We start from the raw sequence: 22,847 nt of genomic DNA on the forward strand, positions 1-22,847 counted from the left end.
GACTGTCGAATGGATCACAGATTGTTATGGGGGAAGTCTCTGAGTTTCCGGTGCGTGTCTACTACGAAGACACGGACGCCGGGGGCATCGTCTACAACGCCAATTATCTCAAGTTTATGGAACGTGCTCGCACCGAGTTTCTGCGCGCTGGTGGCATCGAACAGGATGTCCTGCTGCGTGACGGACACGCGTTTGTGGTGAGTCGAACAGAGATCGATTTCCGCTCGGCGGCCCGTTTTAATGAGCTTTTGACTGTGTTAACGCAAGTGACTGAAGTGAAACGCGCCTCCATGCGCTTCTCACAACGGATACTGGCGGCTGATGGACGACTGATCACCCAGGCCATGGTACAGATAGCCTGTGTCAGTCATCCGCATATGAAACCTGTTGCAATACCTGAAAATGTGAAGGGAGTGCTGTTAAGTGCACGCTGAAATTTCGTTTATTGGCCTGTTTTGGCAAGCCAGCCTGTTGGTAAAACTGGTCATGATGACCCTGATGGGTATGTCGGTCGTCTCCTGGGCGCTGATCATACAGCGCTCCAAGGTCATCAAGGCGGCCAATATCGCATCGGAGCAGTTTGAGGACAGATTCTGGTCCGGGGTCGATCTGAACCGTCTCTACCAGGAGTCCTCTTCCCGCCGCGATGACATCGAAGGCATGGAAGACATCTTCTATTCCGGCTTCAAGGAGTATGCCCGCCTGCTCAAGGCCGGCGCTCGTGGCCAGGATGCGGTGATGGACGGTACCTATCGTGCCATGCGGGTATCGCTTTCCCGCGCGGTGGACGAGCTGGAATCCAACCTGCCAGTACTGGCGACCGTCGGCTCCATCAGCCCCTATATCGGTCTGTTTGGTACCGTATGGGGCATCATGAACGCCTTTATCGCCCTGGGTCAGGTGCAGCAGGCCACCCTGCAGATGGTGGCACCGGGTATCGCGGAGGCGCTGATCGCCACCGCCATGGGCCTGTTTGCGGCCATTCCCGCGGTTATTTTCTACAACCGGTTTACCAACAAGGTAGAGAAGCTGGAGAACGCCTACGCCAACTTCATGGACGAGTTCACCACCATACTGAACCGTCAGATTGCACAGCAGCAGGGTGATCAGTAATGCAAACCTATCAGCGGATCCGGCGCAAGAAGGTGTGCGAGATCAACGTGGTTCCCTATATCGACGTCATGCTGGTGCTGCTTATCATCTTCATGGCGGTGACGCCCGTGATCACGCAAGGGGTCAAGGTTGACCTACCACAGGCGGAATCCGAGCAGTTGCCGGAAGATGCCAAGCCCCCCTTCATCGTCAGCGTCAACACCGAAGGCGAGTACGTCATCAAGGCCGGTGAGGCCGATGATGAGCCTGTGCCGAGCGGCACGCCCGAGGCGATGCAGCAATACATCACCGAGAAAGCCATGGGCTATCTGGCCATCAACCAGAATGCCCCCGTGGTGGTGGCCGGTGACAAGTCCGTGCGCTACGAAGAGGTGATCCTGCTGATGGTGGCCCTCAAGAATGCGGGCGTGCCTCAGGTTGGCCTGATGACAGATCCGGTGAACTGACGGAGATGGACGTGAAGCGTGGTATTTCCGGTTATCTCATCGCGTCGCTGCTGCTGCACCTGATCATCGGCATCATTTTGCTGGTCGGGGTCGACTTCAGCAAACCCAAGCGGCCCGAGTCGAAGGGGCAGATCGTCAATGCCGTCATGCTCGACGAGAACTTCCTCAACGAGCAGGCCAAGCAGATCCAGCAGCAGAAATCTCAGCCCAAGCCTCAGAAGGTAGAGAAAGAGAAGGACAAGGAAGACACGGATATCGCCAAGCGTGAGCTGGCCCAGCAGCAGGAGCGGCTGCGCATCGCCGAAACCAAGCGCAAGGAAGCCGAAGAGGCGACCCGCAAGGCAGAGGCCGAGAAGCAGAAGAAGGTAGCCGAGCAGAAGCAGGCGGAAGAGAAGACCCAGAAAGCCGAGCAAGCCCGCAAGCTGGAAGAGCAGAAAACCAAGCAGGCGGAATCTGAGCGCAAAGCGGCAGAGGCCGAGAGCAAGGCGCTGGCGCTGAAGAAGAAAAAAGAACAGGAAGAGAAGAAAGAGGCCGAACAGAAGCAGGCCAAGGCGGAGGCGGCCAAGAAAGCGGAAGCCGACAAGAAGGCCAAGCAGGAGGCTGAGAAGAAAGCCAAGGCCGAGGCGGACAAGAAAGCCAAGGCAGAGGCCGAGAAACAGGCCAAGGCTGAAGCGGACAAGAAAGCCAAGGAGGCCAAGGAAGAGGCTGCCAAGAAGGCAAAAGCTGACGCAGAGAAGAAGGCCAAGGCCGAGGCTGACAAGAAAGCCAAGATAGCGGCGGAGCGCAAGCGCAAGGCGGCCGAGGAGGCCAAGCTGCAAAAAGAGATGGAAGACATGATGCAGCAGCAGCTGTCGGCTGAGGCCAATGCCCGCAGTCAGGCCGCATCGGCGCAGGCGCAGGGCGAGGTCGATAAATATGCCGCCTTGATCAAGGCCACGGTCGAGCGCTACATGATTTTGGATCCCACCATGCGGGGCAAAACATGTACTATCGGCGTACGTCTTGCCAGCACAGGCTTTGTCATATCGGTAGATAACGGCCAGGGTGACCCGGCGGTATGCCGTTCCGGCAAAGCGGCGGTATTGAAGGCCAATCAACTGCCGGTGCCGAAGGATCCTGCGGCATTCGAGATGTTGAAGGAGTTCAACCTCAAGTTAGAACCTAGCATCTAAGCATGATAAAACGGGGTCAGGCAGCGTCTTGCTGAGAAAGGAATTTAACCTCTCATTTTTATTGGAACCGAGTATTTAAGCCATGATCAGAAAAGTATTTTTTGCTTTGGTTGGCTGTTTGTTGCTGGGCCAGAGTGCCCAGGCGGCCTTGGACATCGTCATCACCGGCGGTATTGATAGCGCACGTCCCATCGCCGTCGCCCCCTTCAAGTGGGAAGGGAACGGGCAACTGCCGCAGGACATCGCGGAAGTGGTCTCCAACGATCTGATGCGCAGTGGCAAGTTTAAACCGCTGGCCCGTGGCCAGATGCCGCAGACCCCGAGCTCCAGTGGCGAGATCAACTTCGCGCCCTGGGCGTCCCAAGGGGTTGAAGCCGTGGTGGTGGGTTCCATTTCGGCTGTTGGCGACGGCACTTACAAGATCAACTTCGAGCTGGTCGACGTGCTGAAGGGCCAGTTGGCCAAGACCCAGGGCGGCGAGAGCAATGGTTACATCCTGGATAGCCGCATGGCGACCATTCCGGGTGCCCAGATGCGCCAGTTTGCCCACCGCATCTCCGACATCGTCTATGAGCGTCTGACTGGCGAGCGTGGCGCCTTCCTGACCCGTCTGGCCTACGTCTCAGTGCAACAGGGGACCCAGTTCCCGTACCAGCTGCGGATCGCCGACTACGACGGTTACAACGAGAAGACCCTGCTGCGCTCCCGCGAGCCGCTGATGTCTCCGGCCTGGTCGCCGGATGGCAGCAAGCTGGCCTACGTGAGCTTCGAGAACCAGAAGTCTGAAATCTATGTGCAGGACATCTACACCCAGCAGCGCAGTCTGATCTCCAGTTTCCGTGGCATCAACGGGGCGCCTGAGTGGTCTCCGGATGGTCGTCGCTTGGCTATCGTGCTCTCCAAAGATGGTTCACCGAACCTCTATGTGATTGATGTTGCAAGCAAGCAGCTGACCCGCGTCACCACCAGCCGTGTGATCGACACCGAACCCTCCTGGATGCCGGACGGGCAAAGTTTGTTGTTCACCTCTGAACGTGGTGGCAAACCCCAGATTTATAGCGTAAATTTGGCGACTGGTATGACTCACCGGATGACGTGGGAAGGTGAATCCAACCAGGGTGCATCCATTACTCCTGATGGCAAAATCATGGTGATGGTGACCCGTGTCCAGGGACAATACCGTATTGCCCGTCAGGACATGGAAAACAATGCCCTGTTGGTCCTTACCCAGAGTGCTCTGGATGAGTCGCCAAGTGTGGCTCCCAATGGCAGCATGATCATTTATGCCACCATCTATCAAGGTCGCAAGAGTCTGGCGTTGGTATCGACCGATGGTCGCTTCAAGGCTGTGCTTCCGACCAGTAGCGGTGAAATTCGTGCACCAGCTTGGTCGCCCTTCTTGAATTGATAAAAATTCGATTGTTTTTTGTTTTGTTATAAAGGTTTAAGGAAATAGCATGCAACTCAATAAACTGCTCAAGGGTTTGGCCATCGCACTGCCACTGTTCACCCTGGCCGCTTGTAGCTCCTCTTCTGATTCCGATGCCGCTGGCGCCGAGTCAGGCATGACCGACGGCATGGGCGGTGTACAAACTGGTGGCGCAAACGGCATGTTGTCCCCGGAAGAGCAGATGCGTCAGAAGTTCGAAGCACTGCAACGCGACAACGTGATCTACTTCCCGTTTGATGGTTATGACATTCAGGGTCAGTACGCTGATCTGCTGGATGCACACGCCAGCTACCTGCGTGAGCGTCCGTCCGTCAAGGTGTTGATCGAAGGCCACGCCGATGAGCGCGGTACTCCGGAATACAACATCGCGCTGGGCGAGCGTCGTGCCAAGGCTGTAGCCAAGTATCTGCAAACCCTGGGTGTGCAGGCCGAGCAGCTTTCCATCGTCAGCTATGGCGAAGAGAAGCCGCTGGACATGTCTCATACCGAGGATGCCTTTGCCAAAAACCGCCGTGCGGTTCTGGTTTACTAAGGTTTGATCCGAATGAAGTTCGTGTATATGCAAACGGCCATTTCGATGGCCGTTTTATTTACACTGAAGCTACCGGTTTGATCTGAATGAAATGTGTGTATAAACAAGCGACTATTGCGATGGCCGTTTTATATACACAGAGGCTACCGATTTGATCCGAATGAAATTTGTGTATAAGCAAGCGACTATTGCGATGGCCGTTTTATTTGCACTAAACGCTAAGGTTTGATCCGAATGAAATCTGTGTACAAGCAAGCAACTCTTGTGATGTCAGTGTTAGTTGCACTGAGCGCTCAGGCGGCTGCGCCCGTGAGCGATCTCAGTGGCGGTGGTGGCGTGGCCCTCAGCGGCAACAATGGCGCCATCATGCCCACAGGCAGCCTGGAAGACAGGGTCGCCTTGCTGGAGCGTACCCTGAATGCCCGTCTGCGCCTGCAGGCCGAGTTGCAGCAACAGGTGGATTCCCTGCAAGGGGAGGTCTCCGAACTGCGCGGCCAGCTGGAACAGCAAACCTACCAGATGGAGCAGTCGCAAGAGCGTCAGCGCCAGCTCTACCAGGAGCTCGACAAGGTGGCCAACAGCCAGCCTGCCGCAGCCCCCGCCACACCGGCGGCCGGTGCGAGTGCAGCCCCGGCTGCTGCGGCCAACTACTCCGCCAATCTGGATGAGAATCAGGCCTACGACGCTGCCGTGAACATGGTGCTCAAGGACAAGAACTACGACAAGGCCATTCCCGCCTTCGAAGGGTTCATCAAGCAGTACCCAAGCTCGGGCTATGTGCCGAATGCCCACTACTGGCTCGGCCAGCTGCTGTTCAACAAGGGTGACAGAACCGGTGCCGCGGCCCAGTTCTCTACCGTGGCGAACAAGTTCAGCAAGTCTCCCAAGCGGGCCGATGCCCTGCTGAAGCTGGGCATGCTGGCACAGCTCGATGGCAAGAAAGCGGAAGCCAAGACCTTCTATGAGCAGGTGATCAAGGGCTATCCCAACACCTCGCCGGCCCAGTTGGCCAAGCAGAGTCTGAGCAAGTTGTAGCATTGCCGTATGTCACTGTTTTCGTAACAGTCTTGTAAATACGGCCCTGCTTTGTATGCGCAGTGAACAATCAGATTGAATTTAAGAATTTTCTATTGCGCCAGGATGATAAATCCGTAATATAGGCCGCCGTCAGAGCCGGTGCAGTATTGCATCCGGTCCTGGTCGTGGTGAGGGTCGTTAGCTCAGTCGGTAGAGCAGTTGACTTTTAATCAATTGGTCGCTGGTTCGAATCCAGCACGACCCACCATTTCTCCACCAGGTGGAGACAGAATTCCCAGGTCGTTTAGCTCAGCTGGGAGAGCACCTCCCTTACAAGGAGGGGGTCACTGGTTCGATCCCAGTAACGACCACCAGTTTTGTGAGTAGAGTTGAAACTGTTTGCCGAAGGCGAACAGTGCCAGGCAGAAGGTGGGGGTCGTTAGCTCAGTTGGTAGAGCAGTTGACTCTTAATCAATTGGTCGCTGGTTCGAACCCAGCACGACCCACCAATCTGGCCACAAGATTTCCCAGGTCGTTTAGCTCAGCTGGGAGAGCACCTCCCTTACAAGGAGGGGGTCACTGGTTCGATCCCAGTAACGACCACCAGTTTGTAAAAAATGATTTAGATGGGTCGTTAGCTCAGTCGGTAGAGCAGTTGACTTTTAATCAATTGGTCGCTGGTTCGAATCCAGCACGACCCACCATCATTTCAGAATCCCAGGTCGTTTAGCTCAGCTGGGAGAGCACCTCCCTTACAAGGAGGGGGTCACTGGTTCGATCCCAGTAACGACCACCAGATCGAAAAGCCCGCAACGATGCGGGCTTTTTTTATGGCTGTTTCTCATCAGGTTCTCAACCGATCCAGCTGGGTTGCCAGGGCGCCCGAGGCCTGCTCCAGCTCCTCGCTCAGGCGATGGCTGGCACTGGCCTCCTGTCCCAGGGTGGTGGCGGCATCACCGATGCGCATCAGGTTCTGGTTGATGGTATCGCTGACGGCACTCTGCTGCTCGGCCGCCGTGGCGACCTGGCTGATATGATCGTGGATCTGCTGGATCTGGGCGACCACCCGGTTGAGCGCCTCGAAGGCCTGCTCCGTACCCTCGACCGTACTGGCCGAGCGGGTGATGCCTGTGCTCATCAGCTGCTGGCTGCTGCTCACCTCGGTTTGCAGGCTGCCGATGAGCTGGCCTATCTCGTCGGTGGACTCGCGGGTCTTGGTGGCGAGCGCCCTTACTTCGTCTGCTACCACCGCAAAGCCTCGTCCCATGTCTCCCGCCCGCGCCGCCTCTATGGCGGCATTGAGTGCCAGCAGGTTGGTCTGCTCGGCGATGGCCCTGATCACATCCAGGATGCGGCTGATATTGGTGCTGCGCTGGGCCACTTGGGCCACCGCCTTGTCGGCCTGGTGCATGTCCTCGACCAGGGTATGGATCTCAGTGCGAGCGCGGCTCAGGGTCTGCTGGGCCGTGTTGATGTGATGGGTGGCGGCCTCCGACTCCTGGGCGGCCTGCTCCGCATAACCCGCCACACTGACCGCAGTGGTGCTCATCTGATGCATGGCACTGACCACGCTCTCCAGCTCTATGCTCTGTTCATCCAGGCTGGTGCGCATGGTATCGGCCGTCTGCTTCATCCCCTGTGCCTGCTGGCGCACTTGCTGTCCAATCTGCTTGCTGCCTTGCACCATGCCGCGCAGCTTGCCAAGAAAGGCGTTGAGCTGGCCGGCCAGTTCGATCAGCTCCTGATGAGTGTCTACCTGCATCTGCTGGGTCAGATCCCCCTCGTTGCTGGAAAGGTGGGCGACGTGGCGGCTGATGAGCGAGAGCGGGGCCGTGATGGTCTGGATAAACCAGATGAGCAGCCCTAGCGCCAGCAGGGTGATGATGGTGACGGCAATCAGTTGTTGCTGCTGGGCGGCTTGCAGCAGGTCGCCCAGCTGGTTGCTGATGGTGTTGGCCTGGCTCAGTGCCAGCGCCTTGGGCACCTTGATCATCAGCCACCACTGGGTATCGGCCGCCTCGATCCGCACCGGTTGCTGCAAGATGAAATCGGTGTCGGTATCCTGCGCTTGTCCGGTTGGCGCGGTCAGCCCTGCCTCCGTCAACGGGCGACCCAGCTTGTCGGCGTAACGGTTGCTGCCGACGATGAGCCCCAGCTTGCTGACCAGGGTCACGTCGGCCTGGTTGTCATACAGGCTTTTACCCAAGCTTTCTGCCAGCTGCTGGAAGATGGGCAGATTCATATCGACACCCGTGATCCCGACGAACTTATCCTCCTTGAGGATGGGAACCGTCAGGCTGGTCATCAACACCTTGTTGCCCGGGCTGATTTCGTAGAGGTAGGGTTCCATCAGGCAGGGGCGGCGGGTATCGCGACCACACAGGTACCACTCGCTGTTGCGAATGCCGAATTCATTGACCGAGGTATCGTATTTGGCGTCACTGGCCGCGGCATCCACCTGCTGTTGCGACACTTTCCCGCCCTGATCGCGAACGAAGTAGATCTCCAGGCTGCCCTTGCTGGGGACTGAGTGGGATGCGCCGGACGGCCAGGCTGCATCCTGGCCATCGTAGCCATTGGGCTCAAACTGGGCATAGATGGAGCTGATGCCGCTCGCCTGCTGCAAACGACTGCCCAGCAGGGTCTCGACCTGGGGGCGGGAGAGGATACGATCCGGCTGGGCCATGCTGCCCTCAAGCTGGGCGGCTATCCCCAGCGGCACCTGATAGGACTGCTGCAGCAAGGCGGCTATCTGCACCGCGTAGCGCTCGGCCTGGAACTGCAGGGTGCGGGAGACCTCCTGTTCCAGCGCCTGGCGGGTCTGGCTCATTATGTTGCTGCGCAGGGATTGCAGGGAGGAGGATTGTATCAGCGTCATGGCGATGCCGCTGAGCAGGAAGAGTCCCATGGTGAGCAGCAGCAGCTTGGTTTTGAGCGAGCGTTGTTTCATTCGACAACTCCTTTTGGCAAGAATGACAACGAATTACTTGAGTATATTCGGACACTTGCGTACCACCCGATTTGTTGATGGGTTTGTGGCCAGCTTCTGGTTATAATTTTTGCCTTTCCGAGCCTTGATGGAACAGTCGCAATGAGCAATGCACTGAGCAATATCCCTCCGGTGGTCGAGATGGACTACCCGTTCCCGGTCAAACCGGCCCCGCTGACCGCCGAGCAGAAAACGACCCTGATCGCAGACATCAAGGCACTGCTTGAAGCGCGTCAGGCCGTGCTGGTTGCGCACTACTACACGGATCCCGAGATCCAGGCGCTGGCCGAGGCCACAGGTGGTTTCGTCGGTGACTCCCTCGAGATGGCCCGTTTCGGTCGGGATCATGCCGCCCAGACCCTGATAGTGGCGGGGGTGCGCTTCATGGGGGAGACCTCCAAGATCCTGAGCCCCCACAAACGGGTGCTGATGCCAACCCTGGAGGCCGAGTGTTCCCTCGATCTGGGCTGCCCCATCGATAAATTCTCGGCCTTCTGCGATGCCCACCCCGACCACATAGTGGTGGTCTACGCCAATACCTCGGCGGCGGTGAAGGCGCGGGCCGACTGGGTGGTGACCTCCAGCATCGCGCTTGAGATAGTCGAGCACCTCGACAGCCAGGGTCACAAGATCATCTGGGGCCCGGACAGGCACCTGGGCGCCTATATCGAGAAGAAGACGGGGGCCCAGATGCTGCGCTGGCAGGGTCACTGCATCGTCCATGACGAGTTCAAGGCCCGTGCCCTGCGCGAACTCAAGGAGCAGAATCCGGATGCGGCCGTGCTGGTGCACCCGGAATCCCCGGCTTCCGTCATCGAACTGGCCGATGCGGTGGGTTCCACCAGTCAGCTGATCAAGGCGGCCAAAGAGCTGCCTCAGCAGAAGCTGATAGTGGCGACCGATCGCGGCATCTTCTACAAGATGCAGCAGGCTTGTCCGGACAAGGAGATGGTCGAGGCACCAACCGGTGGTGATGGCGCCACCTGCCGCAGCTGCGCCCACTGTCCCTGGATGGCGATGAACGGCCTGGTGGCGATCAAGGAGGCGTTGACCGATGGCGCCGAGCGTCACGAGATCCTGGTGGATGAAGCCCTGCGGGTGAAGGCGCTGATCCCGCTGGATCGCATGCTGGACTTTGCCGCCGAGCTCAGGCTCAAGACTCAGGGCAATGCCTGAACTATCGGGGCATGAGATGTGAAGAGGGCACCCGTTGGGTGCCCTCTTTCGTTATGGGTGCCGTGCAGATCAGAGGATCACGGTAGATAGGCTGTGCTCTTCATCCGGCGCTATGACGATACCAGCCTCGGCCGTGATGGCCGCTTCGACGCAGAGCATGGTGCGGTAGCCGTCGTTGCTCATGTCGGCCATGGCGGTGGCGCCTTCCAGCCAGGGGGTCCAGACCACGATACTGTCGTGGTTGCCGCTGACCACCTGAGTGGTGCGATCGCCATCCTGAACCCGGATCATGGCCTCGGGTTGGTGGTAGACCCGATCAATGGCCGCTGTGAGCGTCAGAACGCCCTGTTGCTGCGCATCCTGGCCGGTCAGCTTGTCGGCATAAGGCTCACCCAGTCCGGTCACGCTGACGGCTTCCGGGGCGCTAATCTGCAGATAGGTGTGCAGGGCGGCGCTATAGGCGATGGGGGCCTTGCCCGTGTTGCGGGTGGTCAGCACCAGCGAGAGCTCCTTGCCGACCAGCACGTCCAGTTCCAGCTCGAAGGGGTGAGGCCAGAGGGTGCGGGTCGCCTCGTTGTCACGCAGAGACAGATGGACGAGCGTGCCATCGCCGTGATCGGAGACGCCGTCCAGAGTCCAGAGGCTGGTGCGGGCGAAGCCGTGGGCCGGTTTGCCGCTGCCGACACGGGCGGGGGCCGGGCCGAACCAGGGCCAGCAGATGGGAATGCCGCCGCGGATGGGCTTGCTGCCATCCAGCACGGCCTTGTCGCTGAGCCAGATCGAGGCGGGTTCGCCGTGGCGCTGGTAGCGCAGCACGTGGGCGCCAAACAGGCTGATCTCCGCCTTGGCATCGCCATTGTCGATGGAGAGCAGGGGCTGGCCAGCCGCATTGTGGCTGAGGGTACAGTGGGCAGTCAGAGAGCGTGTCGGTTGCATGAGGACTCCTGTGCTCGCGCACATTCAGAAGAGAGGGTCGGAAAATCCACGATCCAGAATACAAAAAGGCGGCCAATGGCCGCCTTTTTCAAGCTACTTGATTGCGCATCCCAAATTACTTGGAGATGTGAGCGATCAGGTCCAGAACTTTGCTGGAGTAGCCCATTTCGTTGTCGTACCAGGATACAACTTTAACGAATTTGTCGTTCAGTGCGATACCGGCTTTGGCATCGAACACGGAAGTCTGACGCTCGCCCAGGAAGTCAGTGGAAACCACTTGATCTTCGGTGTAGCCCAGCACGCCCTTCATGGAGCCTTCGGAGGCTGCTTTCATGGCTGCACAGATTTCAGCGTAGGTAGCGGCTTTCTTCAGGTTGACGGTCAGGTCAACAACAGACACGTCCGGAGTCGGTACGCGGAAAGCCATGCCGGTCAGTTTGCCGTTCAGTTCCGGGATAACAACGCCAACAGCCTTGGCAGCACCGGTAGAGGACGGGATGATGTTCTGAGCCGCACCGCGGCCACCGCGCCAGTCTTTGGCAGACGGACCATCAACGGTCTTCTGGGTAGCAGTGGTAGCGTGGACAGTGGTCATCAGGCCGGATTCGATACCGAAGGTATCGTTCAGAACCTTGGCGATCGGGGCCAGGCAGTTGGTGGTGCAGGAAGCGTTGGAAACGATGTCCTGGCCAGCATAGGTAGCGTCGTTAACACCCATGACGAACATAGGGGTAGCGTCTTTGGACGGGCCAGTCAGAACCACTTTCTTGGCGCCGGCAGCGATGTGCTTGCGAGCAGTGGCGTCGTCCAGGAACAGACCGGTGGCTTCGGCAACAACGTCAACACCGATGGCATCCCACTTCAGGTTTGCCGGGTCACGCTCAGCGGTAACACGTACGGTTTTGCCGTTGACAACCAGGTTGCCGTCTTTGACTTCAACGGTGCCCTTGAAGCGGCCGTGAGTGGAGTCGTACTTCAGCATGTAAGCCATGTAGTCAACGTCGATCAGGTCGTTGATACCAACCACTTCGATGTCAGCACGCTCTGCGGCCAGACGGAAGACGAAACGGCCGATGCGGCCAAAACCGTTAATACCTACTTTGATAGTCATATTTGGTTACCTAACTGTTCAGTAGTCAAAGAAAATTCCGTTTGTAAATTTACTAGAACTCCCCCGTGAGTCAACCAACAATCTGTCTGAAATTGCGCTATATCATGAAAAACTGTGAAATTTATTTTCGGTTTATGTAACTGACTACCAACTTTTGTCGAAAATGTCATCGGCTGGTTCGCGTCATGGAGATCAACAATAGTGCCTGTTCTGTCACACAACCAGCCAGACAGATGTGTAAAAATGTGCGCGGTTTAGCATGGCCGAAAAGCCACTGTTCAAGTACCACCCATAAAAATTAATCAAAATAGTATAGATAGAATCCACAGCGGGAATTCTCAAACTATGACCACCCTGATTGAACAGCTGGCTGCCGCCAAAGGCATCGCCAGCGAGTATGTTGATGCCTGGGGCCACCCGGCCCAGGTATCCGAAGAGAGCAAGGCCGCCATGCTGGGCGCCATGGGTTACCGCGTCGATGACGAGGTCGCCCTGACGCAGCAGCTGGAGCAGGAGCATCGCCAGCACTGGTTGCGCGCGCTGGATCCCGTGATGGTGGTCCGCAGCGGTGAGCCCATCACCCTCGAAGTCCGTCTGCCCATCGATTTCGTCAACGACGCCCTCACCTGGCAGCTCGTGCTGGAACAGGGGACTGTGTTGTCCGGCCAGCTCACCCCCATCGAGGGTGAGCTGGTCGGCGTCGCCGAGTTCGAAGAGATGGAGTGCCAGGCCTATCGCGTGGCGCTGGCTGCGCAGCCTGAACTGGGTTATCACCAGCTGACCCTGCTGGAGGAGGGCAACGACGAGCCGCTCGCCAGCATGCGTCTCATAGTCGCGCCCAAATCCTGTTACAAGCAGGCGCCGATTGCCGAAGGCCGCAAAGTGTGGGGCCCGAGCGTGCAGCTCTACTGCCTGCGCAGCCGCCACAATTGGGGCATGGGGGATTTCAGCGATCTTGGCCAGCTGGTCGAGAAAGCGGCCGCCTGGGGAGCCCACTTCGTTGGCCTGAACCCCATTCATGCCCTCTATCCGGCCAACCCCGAGAGTGCCAGCCCTTACAGCCCCTCTTCCCGTCGCTGGCTCAATGTGGCCTATATCAACGTGGAGGTCGTGCCCGAGTTTCTGGCCAACGCTCGGCTCAAGGCTGAGGTCGCCAATCCGGCGTTCCAGCAGCACCTGAGCGAGCTGCGTGCCAAGAGCAACGTGGATTACACCGGCGTCATCGAGACCAAGATCGGCATGCTGCGTCAGGTATTCGACCAGGCCAGTTTCAGTGCCGAGCGCCAGGCCGGCTTCGATGCCTTCGTGGCCGCCGGTGGCGACAGTCTGCAACAGCAGGCGGCCTTCGATGCCCTGCAGGCCCATTTCTATGGCAAGGGCGAAAACGCCTGGGGCTGGCCGGTATGGCCCGATGCGTACCGTGATTACCACAACCCCGAGGTGGCCACCTGGGTCGCCGCGCACCAGCATGACGTGAACTTCTATCTCTACCTGCAGTTCCTGGCCGATGAGCAGCTGGCGCAAGCCGATGCCCGCGCCAAGGCCGCCGGCATGGTGATGGGGATCTACCGGGATCTGGCGGTCGGCGTCTCCGAAGGCTCCACCGAGATCTGGGCCAACCGGGATCTCTACTGCCCGAAAGCCTCGGTCGGTGCGCCGCCCGATATTCTGGGCCCGCTCGGCCAGAACTGGGGTCTGCCCCCCATGAACCCGAATCAGCTGTTTGAAGCGGCTTACCAGCCCATGGTGGATCTGTTCCGCGCCAACATGCGCTCCTGCGGCGCGCTGCGCATCGACCACGTGATGGCCTTGCTGCGTCTGTGGTGGGTGCCGCCCGGAGAGTCTGCCGCCAAGGGGGCCTACATCTATTATCCGGTCAACGATCTGCTGGGGATCCTGGCGCTCGAATCTCACCGCAATCAGTGCCTGCTGATCGGTGAAGATCTGGGGACTGTGCCGGAAGGGATAGACGTGACCCTGAAAGAGAACGGCGTCCACTCCTACAAGGTGTTCTTCTTCGAGCGCTCCAAGGCCGACGGCGGCTTCATCTCTCCGGCTCACTACACCGAGCAGGCGATGTCGGCCCTGACCACCCACGACATGCCGACCCTCAAGGGCTTCTGGCATTGTGACGATCTGGCGCTGGGCCGCGAGCTGGGATTGTATCCGGATGAAGACGTGCTCAAGACCCTGTATGCTGATCGCCACCAGGCAAAACAGCGGATCCTCGACAGCCTGCACGCTCATGGGGTTATCTCTGACAGTGTCAGTCATGACGTGAACTGGGTCGGCATGAACACCGAGCTCAACCATGGGCTGCAACTGCATATGTCCCGCGGCAGTTGTGCCCTGTTCAGCACCCAGCTGGAAGACTGGCTGGAGATGGACAAGCCGGTCAACGTGCCGGGCACCAGTTATGAATACCCCAACTGGCGTCGCAAGCTGTCCACCGATCTGGAGGATATTTTTGCCAATGAAGCGCTCAAGGCGCTGGCAGGCAAGATGAGCCAGGCCCGTGATGAGGCCAGTCGTTGAGCCACTGCCGACAAAACGTGACTCACTTACATCCGCTTCGGCCCTGGCCGGAGCGGATGCTCAGCTATGAAAGGAAATCTCGATGCTCGTTGAACGTTTGGTTGCTGCCCGCTGTGCCGATCCCTTCTCTTATTTAGGCCTGCAGGCCAACCCGGATGGGCCTGGCCTCAAACTGACCGCCTGGTTGCCGGATGCCCTCGAGGTGCGCGTCAGGGATCTCAAGTCGGGCAAAATCGTTGCCACCCTGGCGCCCTCCGATGAATCGGGCCTTTTTGAAACTGTTTTCACCCGCCGCAAGAATCCCTTTCCCTACCAGTTGCTTGCCGACTATCCCGATGCCAACGCCGAGTTTGTCGACCCCTACCAGTTTCAGGATGCGGGTTGGGCCGGTCTGGCAGAACTGACCTCCCAGCCGGAAAACATCTACCACACCCTGGGCGCGCAACTGCGCAGCGTGGAGCACCTTGGCGTGCGGGTGGAAGGGGTGCGCTTTGCCGTCTATGCGCCGAGCGCCACAGCGGTGAGCCTGATCGGCGATTTCAACTTCTGGGATGGCCGTCGTCACCCCATGCAGCGCAGCCAGTGTGGTCACTGGGTGCTGTTTGTGCCGGGCCTCAAGGCCGGGGATCGCTACAAGTTTGAACTGAAAGATCCGGCCGGACATCGGTTGCCCCACAAGAGCGACCCGGTCGGTTTCTATTGCGAGCAGTATCCGTCGTTCGCCTCCGTGGTCTATGACCACGAGCAGTACCAGTGGCAGGATGCCGCCTGGCGCGAGAGCCAGCAGAATGACAAGCGGGATCAGCCGCTCTCCATCTACGAGCTGCACGTCGGCTCCTGGAAGCGCCACCCCAACGGCGACAGCCTGAGCTGGCGCGAGCTGGCGGTGGATCTGGTGGCTTACATCAAGGAGATGGAGTACACCCACATAGAGCTGCTGCCGGTCTCGGAGCACCCGTTCAGCGGCTCCTGGGGTTATCAGCCGGTAGGCATGTTCTCTCCCACCAGTCGTTACGGCAGCGCCGACGACTTCAAATATTTCGTCGACCAGTGCCACCAGGCCGGCATAGGCGTCATCCTGGACTGGGTGCCGGCTCACTTCCCGTCCGATGCCCACGGCCTGGCCCGCTTCGACGGCACGCCGCTCTATGAGTACGAGGATCCGCGCCGTGGCTGGCACCCGGACTGGAACTCCTACATCTATGACTTCGGCCGCAATACGGTGCGCCAGTTCCTGGTGGCGAGCGCCCTGTTCTGGCTCGACAAGTTCCATATCGACGGCCTGCGGGTGGATGCGGTCGCCTCCATGCTCTATCTGGATTACTCGCGCAACGCCGGCGAGTGGGTGCCGAACGTCGACGGTGGCAACCACAACTATGAGGCGATAAGCCTGCTGAAGTGGACCAACGAAGAGGTGTACGGCAAGTACCCCCATGCCATGACCATAGCCGAAGAGTCCACCGCCTTTGCCGGTGTCTCTCGCCCCACCTTCCTCGGTGGCCTCGGCTTTGGCTTCAAGTGGAATATGGGCTGGATGCACGACACCCTCACCTACATGCAGAAAGAGCCGATTCACCGTCGCTATCACCACAACGACATGACCTTCTCCATGGTGTACCACTATGACGAGAACTTCATTTTGTCGCTCTCCCACGACGAGGTGGTGCACGGCAAGCACTCCATGCTCTACAAGATGCCCGGCGACGAGTGGCAGCAATCGGCCAACCTGCGCGCCTACATGGGCTTCATGTATGCCCATCCGGGCAAGAAGCTCAACTTCATGGGCACAGAGATAGCCCAGAGCAACGAGTGGAATCACGACGCCCAGCTGCCCTGGCATCTGCTGCAGTACCCCAAGCACGGTGGCCAGCAGCGGCTGATCCGCGATCTCAACCACCTCTACCGTCATGAGCCTGCCTTGTATCAGGCCGATTATGATCAGACCGGCTTCCGCTGGCTGGATCACAACGATGCCGACAACAGCGTCTTTGCCTGGCTGCGGGCCGACAAGCAGGGGGCCCACCCTGTCATGGTGGCCTGCAACTTCACCCCGGTGCCGCGCCTCGCCTATCGACTCGGCGTGCCGGCCGCCGGCCGCTATCGCGTGGTGCTCAATACCGACAGCGAGCATTACTGGGGCAGCAACTATGATGTGGGTCTGGTCTTCGTCGCCGAGCCGACTCCCTGGCAGGGGATGGGGCACAGCATAGTGCTGGATCTGCCGCCGCTCGCGACCTTGTTCATCAAACAGGAGTCTTGATGTTTGCAATGGAAAAGGGGCAGGACCACCCGCTGGGTGCCCTGCTCGATGAGACGGGTTGTCACTTCTGCGTCTGGGCCCCGCAATCGGACAAGGTGGAGCTCTGCCTGTTCGACGAGCAGGAGCAGGAGCTGGCCCGGCTGGTGCTGCCGGGCCGCCGTGGCCAGTATCGCTTCGGCCATGTGCGCGGCGTCAAGGTCGGTCAGCGTTATGGCTATCGGGTGCATGGCACGCCTCAGGAGGGGATGCTGTTCGATCCGCAGAAGCTGCTGATCGACCCCTATGCCAGGGCGCTCAGCCGGGCGACCCATTGGGACGACAAGCTGTATGAGGGGGACAGTGCTGCCATGGTGGCCAAGTCTGTGGTGGTGGATGATGCCTTCGACTGGCAGGGGATAGGCAAGCCCGACATCCCGTCAGAGCGCACCGTCATCTATGAAACCCACGTCAAGGGCTTCACCCGCCAGCATCAGGGGGTGCCGAGCGAGCTGCGCGGCACCTACCTCGGCATCTGTCACCCGCTCATCCTCGAGCATCTGAAGTCCCTCGGCATCACCTCGGTGCAGCTGATGCCGGTGGCGGCCTTCATGTCCGAGCCCAGGCTGGAGCAGCTGGGACTCACCAACTACTGGGGCTACAACCCCATCGCCTTCTTCGCCCCCGAGCCGCGCTACGGTGCGGGGGAGGCGGTGACCGAGTTCAAGACCATGGTGCGCGAGCTGCACAGGGCCGGGCTCGAGGTGATACTGGACGTGGTCTACAACCACACAGCCGAATCCGGTTTTGACGGCCCCATGCTGTCGTTCAAGGGGTTCGACAACGCGGGTTACTACGCCTTCGAGGCGGGTGCCCACGGTCCCGACTACGGCCGTCACGCCAACGTCACCGGCTGTGGCAACAGCGTCAACCTGGATCACCCCAACAGCCTGCGGCTGGTGCTGGATGCGCTGCGCTACTGGGTGACCGAGATGCAGGTGGATGGTTTCCGCTTCGATCTGGCGGTGACCCTGGCGCGGGAGGCGGGCGAGTTCGATCCCATGGGGGCCTTCTTCAAGGCCATGATGGCGGATCCCGTGCTGGCACGGGTCAAGCTCATCGCCGAGCCCTGGGACATAGGGCCGTTCGGCTATCGGCTCGGCCAGTTCCCGAGCCAGTGGCTGGAGATCAACGACCGCTATCGCGACACGGTACGCGCCTTCTGGCGCGGTGATGCCGGCAAGATGGGGGATTTCGCCACCCGGCTGGTGGGATCGCGGGATCTCTTCCCCAAGAACTGGCGTGCGCCCCACACCAGCGTCAACTACCTCTGCTATCACGATGGCTTCACCCTGGAGGACCTGGTCTCCTACAACCAGCGCCACAATCAGGCCAATGGTGAGGACAACCGGGACGGCCACGGCAACAACCTCTCCAACAACCACGGTGTGGAGGGGCCGACGCTCGATCCCAGAGTGAACAACCTGCGCCAGCAGCAGAAGCGCAACCTGATCGCCACCCTGCTGCTCTCCCAGGGCACGCCGCACTTCCTGGCAGGGGATGAGATGGGCCGCAGCCAGCTCGGCAACAACAACGCCTACTGTCAGGACAACCAGATAAGCTGGGTCAACTGGCAGTGGCGGCCGGAAGACGAGCGGCTGCTCGCCTTCACCCAGCAGATGATGGCGCTGCGGGCGGAATCGACCGTCTTCGCCAATCTGCAGCTGAGCGATGACAGCTGGAACGGGGCGCCCACCAGCTGCCATCAGGTCAACTGGTATCACCCGGATGGTCATCAGCTCACCGATCAGGATTGGCACGCGCCCATGGGGCAGGCGTTTGCCATGGATATCGGCATGCAGCTGTGCGAGGGGGAGCGCTGGTACGTGCTGTTCAACGCCAGCGACTACGACATCCAGTTCCGCCTGCCACCGCCGGGGGAGGGGCTGGAGTGGATCCAGACCATAGACACGGCCACCAACGACGGCCTGCCGTTCCTGCCCGATGACATCAAGCGTCAGGTGGCGGTTGGCCGGGCCCACTCCCTCAAGTTGCTGGAGCGGGTCGCCCTGACGGCGGTGGCGCTGGCCGAAGAGGGGGTGGTCGCCATGCCGGATGTTGCTGCCGTGTTGCCAACCGGATCACAGTTCCCGCTGGCGGGGTAGAGCAAAGCGGTTTGACTGGGTATGCTGGGCGCCGTGATAAATGGCAAGGAGTCGGTATGAGCAACAAGAATCCTGAGCAGTGGCGCAACAAGCTGAGTGCGGAACAGTTTCGCGTCTGCTGGGAGAAGGGCACCGAGCAGCCCTACAGCGGCGCCCTGCTGCACAACCGCAAGAGTGGCGACTATCTCTGCGTCTGCTGCAAGAGCGTGCTGTTTCACTCAGAGGCCAAGTTTGACTCCGGCTGTGGCTGGCCTTCGTTCGATCGTGCCATCGAGGGGACAGTGACCTACACAGAGGACAGTAGCCACGGCATGAAACGGGTGGAGATCACCTGCAGCCAGTGCGGCTCTCACCTGGGTCACGTCTTTCCCGACGGGCCGACCGAGACGGGTCAGCGTTACTGCGTCAACAGCCTGAGTCTGGATTTCGATCCCGAGGCCTGAGCAACCAGCCTGAACATGAAAAAACGGCGCCCCTGCCAACAGGGGCGCCGTTTTTTATGGCGCCTGGCCCGTCAGGCCAGCAGCATGGCAGCCCCTACCAGCAGTGCGGCGAGCGCCAGTATGGGCAGCCTGATGACGCGCAACAGATAGAAGCCGACGGCGGCTAGCGCCAGATCGGTCGGCACCTGTACCGCGCTCTGCCACACCGGCTGATAGAGCGCGGCCAGCAGCAGACCCACCACGGCGGCGTTGATGCCGGTCACGGCCCCTGCCAGCCGGGGGCGAGCCAGCCAACTCTGCCAGCAGGGCCCCAGAGCCCACAACAGCAGAAAGCCGGGCAGGAACAGTGCCAGGGTTGCCAGCAGGGCACCCGCCAGCGGTGTGGCCGGTAGCAGTTGAGCGCCGAGATAGCTGGCCAGGGTGAACATGGGGCCGGGCACCAGCTGGGCCAGGCTGTAGCCGGTCAGCAATTGCTGCTGGCTGAGCGCCTGCCCGGCGCTTTCGGCCAGCAGAGGCAGCACCACGTGGCCGCCGCCAAACACCAGACTGCCCGCCCGGTAGAAGTCGGCAACCAGCTGGCTGGCGGTGTCGGTGGCCAGCAGCGGCAGGCCGACAAACAACAGGGCAAACAGCAGCAGGGTGGGCCAGTGGGGCTGGCGCAGAGGCATTGGTTGAGCGGGTGAGGGTTGTGGGCCTGGTACTTGCGGCTCCCCCATGCGAGCACAGAGCAGGGCGGCCCCCGCCAGCATGACGAGCTGGGTCAGCAGGCCGGGTTGCCACCAGAGCGCAGCGGCGGTCGCCACCATGATCCCCTGGGCCAGCGCCGTCTTGCAGAACTGGCGGCTCATGGTGAGTACCGCATCCGCGACCACCACCAGGGCCAGCAGCTTGAGGCCGTGCAGGGCGGCATCGAGCCAGACGTTGGCCGTGAGTTGCCCTACCCCGATGGCGGCGGCCAGCAACAGCAGGAAGGAGGGGAGGGTGAAGCCGGCGAAGGCAGCCAGTGCCCCGCCCAGGCCTGCCCGCTGGCGGCCGATGGCGAAGCCGAGCTGGCTGGAGGCCGGGCCCGGCAGCAACTGGCACAGCGCCAGCAACTGGGCGAATTCGGCCTGGGTCAGCCAGCCTAACCGTTCGACGAAGGTGCGTTGGAAATAGCCGATATGGGCGGCGGGTCCGCCGAAGCTGACGCAGCCCAACCACAAAAACTGAATGAATACCTGCCCCACCTGAATCACTCCCTTGTTGTCATCATCGACCCCGATGATATGACAAAGCGGTGACTTTTTTATGACAAATCAGGGGGCTGCTGGCAGGTAGCCGCGGCTTGTCCGCCGGCAGGCAATGATCACTCCATCGGCTTGCCTGGTTGTGGCAGATAGCAACGACCGGCCAGCCAGCAGGCTATCGATTGGCGACTGGCATCGAAGTGAGGTTCTGGCAGATTGTGCGGGTCACACCAGATCCAGCCTTCACACTTCTCCGGCTCCAGCAGTTGCGGCTCTCCTTCCACCTGGGCCAGCAGGGTGACGGAGATGTAATGCAGTCCGCTCTCGCGCCAGGTCTCCAGGTTGTTGGTGACGGCGATGACGCTGGGATTGCTGATCCGAAAACCCGTCTCCTCGGCCACTTCGCGGATCGCCGCCGACTCGAAGCTCTCACCCAGTTCCAGATGGCCGCCGGCGATGGACCAGTAGGGGGCGTGGCTGCCCTTGCGCTTGCCAAGCAGCACCTGGCCCTGACGGTTGGTCAAGATGACGCCGACACCGACGCGGGGATAGGGAGTAGACATATGAGCTCCTTGCAAAGACGAGACAGACCATAAAAAACGGGCCCACCTTAGGGCGGATGGGCCCGTCATGCAAGCAGTCTGCGGCGTGAGGCGCCAGTCCTGCGGATCAGTCCAGCTTGACCAGCATCTTGCCTGTATTGCGCCCCTCGAACAGACCGATGAAGGCCTGCGGCATGCTGGCCAGCCCCTGATAGACGGTCTCCTCGGCATGCAGTGCACCGGCATCGAAGGCCGGGGTCACCTCGGCCAGAAACTCGCCGTAGTGCTGCCAGTGATCGAACACGATCAGCCCCTGCATGGTGAGGCGCTTGCGGATCACCTGGGATAGGTTGCGCGGGCCGCTCGCCTCGCCCTTGCTGTTGTACTGCTCGATGAGGCCGCACATCACGATGCGACCGTGCACCGCCATGTTGTTGAGGGCTGCGTCCAGCATGGCGCCCCCCACGTTCTCGAAGTAGACATGGATCCCTTCCGGGGCGAGCCGCGCCAGCTCGGCATCGAGATCCTGAATGTCGCGATAGTTGATCACCTCGTCGGCACCGAGCGTCTTGAGATAGGCGACCTTGTCGGCCGAGCCGCTGGAGCCGATGACGCGGGCCCCCGCCCGTTTGGCGAGCTGCACCACCATGGAGCCGACGGCGCCGGAGGCGGCCGATACCAGCACGGTTTCACCGGCCTGCAGCTTGGCGATGCGGTTGAGCCCGGTCCAGGCGGTCATGCCCGGCATGCCGAGGGCGCCGAGAAAGAGTTGGGGTGGCAAGCGAGTGTCGGGCAGGCGGGTCAGCTGGGCGCCATTGGCGACAAAGCTGTCGCGCCAGCCCAGCATGCTGCTCACCCGGTCGCCCACCGCGAAGTCCGGGTGGCGCGAGGCCTGCACTATGCCGATGGCGCCACCATCGAGCGGGCCGTTCAGGGCGAAGGGGGGCACATAGCTCTTGGCGTCGCTCATGCGACCGCGCATATAGGGATCCACCGACAGCCACTGGTTGGTGACCCGCACCTCCCCTTCCTGCAACTCGGGCAGGGCGACCTCGGCCAGGGTGAAATCGGCCAGACTGGGCAGGCCGACCGGGCGACGCAGCAGCTGGATCTGATGGCTGAGCTGATTCATGGTTTTTTCTCCAGTTTGAGGGGGGTTGGCAACCTGCGAGTCGCCAGCATGGCTATTTCCAATGGGTTGAGGCTGAACTCGTTCACGCCGTCTCATCCAGCGGGGCGCCGTTGAGCAGCAACCGGGTGACGACATTGCCCCGCATGGCGTTGGAGAAGGGGCAGGTCTGATGGGCCAGCCGCACTATCTGCTCGGCCTGCGCCGTCTGTTCAGGCTGCGCTGCGGCGAGCGCCACGTCCAGCGTGATGGCGAAGTTGAAGCGGCCATCGGCCTGCGCCAGCAATTCGACGCCGGCCGTGACGGGGGCGCTGGAGAGGGGCGTGCCGAGTTTTTGGGCCACGTGGATCAGCGCGTTGGAGAAGCAGGCAGCATAACCGGCGGCCAGCAGCTGCTCCGGGTTGTTGCCCTTGCCGTTGCCGCCGAGGGTGGTCGGCAGGGCCAGTGCCAGCTGCAGGCTGTTGTCCAGGGTGTGAACCTCACCGTTGCGGCCAGCCTGGGCGATGGCTTGAGTGCGATAGAGTGTCTTCATGTCGGGGTCTCTGATTTGTTTTGTGTGCAAGTTAAATTCAGACTAATCCCGAAAGCTGAGGCTGACAACTGTTTTGTGTGCAAATTATTCGACCCCC

The 22,847-nt window shown here is 60.4% G+C and carries 19 protein-coding genes and 6 tRNA genes; 18 read left to right on the forward strand and 7 right to left on the reverse strand.

The genetic code is table 11. From position 1 onward, the window contains the following. Window positions 1–26 precede the first annotated feature (26 nt). From ybgC to IU367_RS03380, 13 genes are all read left to right on the forward strand, one after another. Window positions 27–434, forward strand: coding sequence for a tol-pal system-associated acyl-CoA thioesterase (gene ybgC, locus IU367_RS03320; RefSeq protein ID WP_043554537.1), 408 nt, complete (start codon window positions 27–29; stop codon window positions 432–434). Continuing rightward, a complete protein-coding gene (gene tolQ, locus IU367_RS03325) occupies window positions 424–1,113 on the forward strand; it encodes a protein TolQ (protein ID WP_043554539.1) in 690 nt (229 codons plus the stop codon). Before ybgC ends, tolQ begins: the two co-directional genes overlap by 11 nt. Beyond that, entirely contained in the window at window positions 1,113–1,559 is a 447-nt protein-coding gene (tolR, locus tag IU367_RS03330; protein ID WP_042036135.1) for a protein TolR, read from the forward strand. The genes tolQ and tolR overlap by 1 nt, the downstream gene beginning before the upstream one ends. Before the next feature lie 5 nt (window positions 1,560–1,564). Further along, window positions 1,565–2,731, forward strand: coding sequence for a cell envelope integrity protein TolA (tolA, locus tag IU367_RS03335; RefSeq protein WP_274453433.1), 1,167 nt, complete (start codon window positions 1,565–1,567; stop codon window positions 2,729–2,731). A gap of 82 nt (window positions 2,732–2,813) precedes the next feature. Then, a complete protein-coding gene (gene tolB, locus IU367_RS03340; protein ID WP_042865600.1) occupies window positions 2,814–4,139 on the forward strand; it encodes a Tol-Pal system beta propeller repeat protein TolB in 1,326 nt (441 codons plus the stop codon). A gap of 49 nt (window positions 4,140–4,188) precedes the next feature. Then, complete coding sequence (pal, locus tag IU367_RS03345) at window positions 4,189–4,713, forward strand: peptidoglycan-associated lipoprotein Pal (protein ID WP_005304908.1); 525 nt, start codon at window positions 4,189–4,191, stop codon at window positions 4,711–4,713. A 234-nt stretch (window positions 4,714–4,947) separates the two neighbouring features. Then, window positions 4,948–5,748 carry a tol-pal system protein YbgF gene (gene ybgF, locus IU367_RS03350; RefSeq protein ID WP_043142335.1) on the forward strand — a complete coding sequence of 267 codons (801 nt, stop codon included), beginning with the start codon at window positions 4,948–4,950 and terminating at the stop codon, window positions 5,746–5,748. A gap of 174 nt (window positions 5,749–5,922) precedes the next feature. Then, window positions 5,923–5,998: transfer RNA gene (locus IU367_RS03355), tRNA-Lys, on the forward strand. A gap of 30 nt (window positions 5,999–6,028) precedes the next feature. After that, a tRNA-Val gene (locus IU367_RS03360) sits at window positions 6,029–6,104 on the forward strand. 59 nt (window positions 6,105–6,163) lie between these two features. Then, window positions 6,164–6,239, forward strand: a tRNA-Lys gene (locus tag IU367_RS03365). A 21-nt stretch (window positions 6,240–6,260) separates the two neighbouring features. Continuing rightward, window positions 6,261–6,336 (forward strand) — tRNA-Val (locus IU367_RS03370). Window positions 6,337–6,358: 22 nt separating this feature from the next. Beyond that, window positions 6,359–6,434, forward strand: a tRNA-Lys gene (locus IU367_RS03375). A 16-nt stretch (window positions 6,435–6,450) separates the two neighbouring features. Next, window positions 6,451–6,526: transfer RNA gene (locus tag IU367_RS03380), tRNA-Val, on the forward strand. Between the two features lie 48 nt (window positions 6,527–6,574). Here IU367_RS03380 and IU367_RS03385 read toward each other — a convergent pair. Next, window positions 6,575–8,680, reverse strand: a complete 2,106-nt coding sequence (locus IU367_RS03385; protein ID WP_274453434.1) for a methyl-accepting chemotaxis protein — start codon at window positions 8,678–8,680, stop codon at window positions 6,575–6,577. A 141-nt stretch (window positions 8,681–8,821) separates the two neighbouring features. Here IU367_RS03385 and nadA point away from each other — a divergent pair, with 141 nt between their 5' ends. Then, complete coding sequence (gene nadA, locus IU367_RS03390; protein ID WP_043138584.1) at window positions 8,822–9,895, forward strand: quinolinate synthase NadA; 1,074 nt, start codon at window positions 8,822–8,824, stop codon at window positions 9,893–9,895. 69 nt (window positions 9,896–9,964) lie between these two features. Here nadA and IU367_RS03395 read toward each other — a convergent pair whose 3' ends face one another. Both IU367_RS03395 and gap read right to left on the reverse strand, forming a co-directional pair. Continuing rightward, window positions 9,965–10,831, reverse strand: coding sequence for a D-hexose-6-phosphate mutarotase (locus IU367_RS03395; RefSeq protein WP_274453435.1), 867 nt, complete (start codon window positions 10,829–10,831; stop codon window positions 9,965–9,967). A gap of 115 nt (window positions 10,832–10,946) precedes the next feature. Then, complete coding sequence (gene gap, locus IU367_RS03400; protein ID WP_043138590.1) at window positions 10,947–11,942, reverse strand: type I glyceraldehyde-3-phosphate dehydrogenase; 996 nt, start codon at window positions 11,940–11,942, stop codon at window positions 10,947–10,949. A gap of 345 nt (window positions 11,943–12,287) precedes the next feature. Here gap and malQ point away from each other — a divergent pair, with 345 nt between their 5' ends. The 4 genes from malQ (at window position 12,288) to msrB (ending at window position 19,321) form a co-directional block, all read left to right on the forward strand. Beyond that, complete coding sequence (gene malQ, locus IU367_RS03405; RefSeq protein WP_274453436.1) at window positions 12,288–14,477, forward strand: 4-alpha-glucanotransferase; 2,190 nt, start codon at window positions 12,288–12,290, stop codon at window positions 14,475–14,477. 82 nt (window positions 14,478–14,559) lie between these two features. Then, on the forward strand, window positions 14,560–16,737 hold the full coding sequence (glgB, locus tag IU367_RS03410) for a 1,4-alpha-glucan branching protein GlgB (protein ID WP_274453437.1): 2,178 nt from the start codon (window positions 14,560–14,562) through the stop codon (window positions 16,735–16,737). Beyond that, on the forward strand, window positions 16,737–18,878 hold the full coding sequence (gene glgX / locus IU367_RS03415) for a glycogen debranching protein GlgX (RefSeq protein ID WP_274453438.1): 2,142 nt from the start codon (window positions 16,737–16,739) through the stop codon (window positions 18,876–18,878). The genes glgB and glgX overlap by 1 nt, the downstream gene beginning before the upstream one ends. Before the next feature lie 56 nt (window positions 18,879–18,934). After that, window positions 18,935–19,321 (forward strand): peptide-methionine (R)-S-oxide reductase MsrB, encoded by a 387-nt coding sequence (gene msrB, locus IU367_RS03420; protein ID WP_241280738.1) that lies wholly within the window; start codon window positions 18,935–18,937, stop codon window positions 19,319–19,321. 71 nt (window positions 19,322–19,392) lie between these two features. Here the strand turns inward: msrB and chrA are convergent, their stop codons facing one another. From chrA to IU367_RS03440, 4 genes are all read right to left on the reverse strand, one after another. Next, window positions 19,393–20,547 (reverse strand): chromate efflux transporter, encoded by a 1,155-nt coding sequence (gene chrA / locus IU367_RS03425; protein WP_274453439.1) that lies wholly within the window; start codon window positions 20,545–20,547, stop codon window positions 19,393–19,395. Between the two features lie 119 nt (window positions 20,548–20,666). Beyond that, window positions 20,667–21,110, reverse strand: a complete 444-nt coding sequence (locus IU367_RS03430) for a nucleotide triphosphate diphosphatase NUDT15 (RefSeq protein WP_274453440.1) — start codon at window positions 21,108–21,110, stop codon at window positions 20,667–20,669. A 106-nt stretch (window positions 21,111–21,216) separates the two neighbouring features. Beyond that, entirely contained in the window at window positions 21,217–22,221 is a 1,005-nt protein-coding gene (locus IU367_RS03435; RefSeq protein ID WP_274453441.1) for an NADP-dependent oxidoreductase, read from the reverse strand. A gap of 82 nt (window positions 22,222–22,303) precedes the next feature. Continuing rightward, window positions 22,304–22,750, reverse strand: coding sequence for an organic hydroperoxide resistance protein (locus IU367_RS03440; RefSeq protein ID WP_274453442.1), 447 nt, complete (start codon window positions 22,748–22,750; stop codon window positions 22,304–22,306). Window positions 22,751–22,847 lie beyond the last annotated feature (97 nt).

Origin of the sequence: Aeromonas bestiarum, assembly GCF_028751155.1 — a bacterium.
Lineage (GTDB): Bacteria > Pseudomonadota > Gammaproteobacteria > Enterobacterales > Aeromonadaceae > Aeromonas > Aeromonas bestiarum.